General features: G+C 59.7%; 3 protein-coding genes. All 3 read left to right on the top strand.

Annotated features, from left to right (window positions below):
• Positions 1–36: 36 nt before the first annotated feature.
• Positions 37–786, top strand: a complete 750-nt coding sequence (locus KHU33_RS25960; RefSeq protein ID WP_211468415.1) for a c-type cytochrome — start codon at positions 37–39, stop codon at positions 784–786.
• Between the two features lie 16 nt (positions 787–802).
• A complete protein-coding gene (locus tag KHU33_RS25965) occupies positions 803–2,095 on the top strand; it encodes a c-type cytochrome (RefSeq protein ID WP_211468418.1) in 1,293 nt (430 codons plus the stop codon).
• Between the two features lie 79 nt (positions 2,096–2,174).
• A partial coding sequence (locus KHU33_RS25970) for a helix-turn-helix domain-containing protein (protein WP_211468419.1) occupies positions 2,175–2,553 on the top strand: 379 nt, incomplete at its 3' end.

The raw sequence follows: 2,553 nt of genomic DNA on the forward strand, positions 1-2,553 counted from the left end.
CAAAAAAATGCAGCAATATAAAAAGGTAGGAAAATCATGTCGATTCTTTCGGTAAGACCGGCCGTCGGCCGTGTGCGCCATCTTGGTTCGAAGTTCCTGTTTTTTCTTGCCGCAGCGTTGCTGGCTATCGCCGCCGATGCGGCAGAAGTCGATGCTGGCACCGTTCCCGATACCATCAAGCAGCGCCTCACCGCATGTACCGCCTGTCATGGCGAGCAGGGGCGCGCCACCAACGAGGGTTACTTCCCGCGCATCGCCGGCAAGCCGGCCGGTTATCTCTACAACCAGCTGCATAACTTTCGCGAAGGACGCCGCCAATATCCGATGATGACCTATCTGGTCGATCATCTGTCCGACGCCTATCTGCAAGAAATCGCCCAGTATTTCGCGGATCAGCATCCGCCTTACCCGGCGCCGCAGCCCTTCGATCAGTCGAATGCGATGCGCGAACGCGGCGAAATTCTGGTCAACAAGGGCGACCCCGGCAAGAAGATCCCGGCCTGCATCGCCTGCCACGGCAGCGCCATGACCGGCGTCTTGCCGGCTACGCCGGGTTTGCTTGGTTTGCCGCGCGACTATCTGGTCGGCCAGATCGGCGCATGGAAAAGCGGTGCGCGCCATGCGCTGGCGCCCGATTGCATGGCGCAGGTCGTGCAACGCCTGAGCGCCGAAGATATCGGTGCGGTCTCAGCATGGCTGGCTGCGCAACCGGTACCGGTTGGTGCTGCTGCAGTTGCTCCCACCTCGGTCAAACTGCCGCTTGCTTGCGGCAGTGTCCCCAACTGATGAAGCGGAGCGAAGAATGAAACGGATATTCAAGTGGATAGTCGCTGCTCTGCTGCTGCTGGTCGTTATGGCAGCGGGTGTGCTGGCATTGCTTAATGTTGATGACAGCAGCGAACAGCCGCAGCCTGCGGCTGTGGCGAATCCCGCCGAGCAGATTGCGCGCGGCGCCTACCTGGTGCGCAGCGGCGATTGCATGGCTTGCCATACCGCGCGCGGCGGCAAGCAGTTGGCGGGAGGGCGCGCGATACAGACCCCGTTTGGCGCGATCTATGCGCCGAATATAACGCCTGACAGCGGCACTGGCATCGGCACCTGGTCGGCCGGCGATTTCTGGCAGGCGCTGCACAACGGCAGATCGAAGGATGGCAGTTTGCTGTATCCAGCCTTCCCATATACCAGCTACACTAAAGTGACACGCGCCGACGCCGACGCCATGTTTGCCTATCTGCGCAGCGTGCCGCCGGTGCAGCAAAAAAATCTGCAGCACGATTTGCGTTTTCCTTATAACAACCGGTTCCTGCTCTACGGCTGGCGCGCCTTGTATTTCCGGCCGGGCGTGTATCAGCCAGAAGCACAGCAGTCGGTAGAGTGGAACCGCGGCGCTTATCTGGTGCAGGGGCTGGGCCACTGTAGTGCTTGCCACACTACGCGCAATGCGCTGGGCGGCACTGACTTGAAAGCAGAACTGGGAGGGGGCTTTATTCCGGTGGTCAACTGGTATGCGCCGTCGCTGACTTCGGATGAGGAAATCGGTCTCGGCGACTGGGATATCCAGCACGTCGCCGGCTTGCTGAAAAATGGCGTCTCGCCGCGAGGCACAGTGTTGGGACCGATGGCCGAAGTGGTGGGCGCCAGCTTGCAGCATCTGAGCGATGCAGATGTCGGCGCGATGGCGGTTTACCTGAAATCCTTGCCGCGTCAAAAGGAAGAGTCGGCAGCCAAGGAGCGCGTCAGTCCAGAGCAGGCGGCAAGCGTGCTGGAGTTGGGCGGGAAGATCTACAAAAACCATTGCGTCGATTGCCACCAGGCTTCCGGCAAGGGCCAGTGGCCGGCTTATCCGCCGCTGGCAAGCAATCACGCGATCACCATGCCGTCGCCGGTGAATGCAATCAGGGTGGTCCTGAATGGCGGCTTTGCGCCAAGTACCGCCGCCAACCCGCGTCCTTACGGCATGCCGCCTTACGGGCCGCTGCTGAACGACAGTGAAGTGGCTGCGGTCGTCTCGTACATCCGCAACAGCTGGGGCAACAAGGCGCCGGTTGTGAGCGCCGCCGAAGTCAATCGTTATCGCGCCGTGCCCTTGGATTAGTTCTGTGGTTTTACAATAGAAAAAGCAGCCCGTCTGAACTGACCCCATAAAGTTGGACGCCAACTTTTGGGGTTTTTCATTGGCGAAATACACAAAGCAATTCAAGCTGGAAGTTGTCCAGCAATACATGGCCGGTGCCGTTGGGTTCAAATCAGTCGGGAAGCAGCGAGGACTGGATTACGCGATGGTCAAACGGTGGGTGAGTTTGTACCAATCCCACGGAGAAGCGGGGCTAGAGAAGAAATTCAGCCACTACAGCGCCGCGCAGAAGCTTTCGGTGCTGCAGTACATGTGGGACAACGAGCTCTCGTATGGTCGGACGGCGGCTGCCTTCAATATCCGCAGCCCGGGAAGTATCCCTGAGTGGGAGCGCTGTTATCATAGCGGCGGTATAGACGCCCTGATGCCGCGACAACGTGGCAGACCCAAGACGATGCCTGATTCCCAGCCTCCCAAGC

Origin of the sequence: Collimonas silvisoli, from assembly GCF_018305005.1 — a bacterium.
Taxonomy (GTDB): Bacteria; Pseudomonadota; Gammaproteobacteria; order Burkholderiales; family Burkholderiaceae_D; genus Collimonas; species Collimonas silvisoli.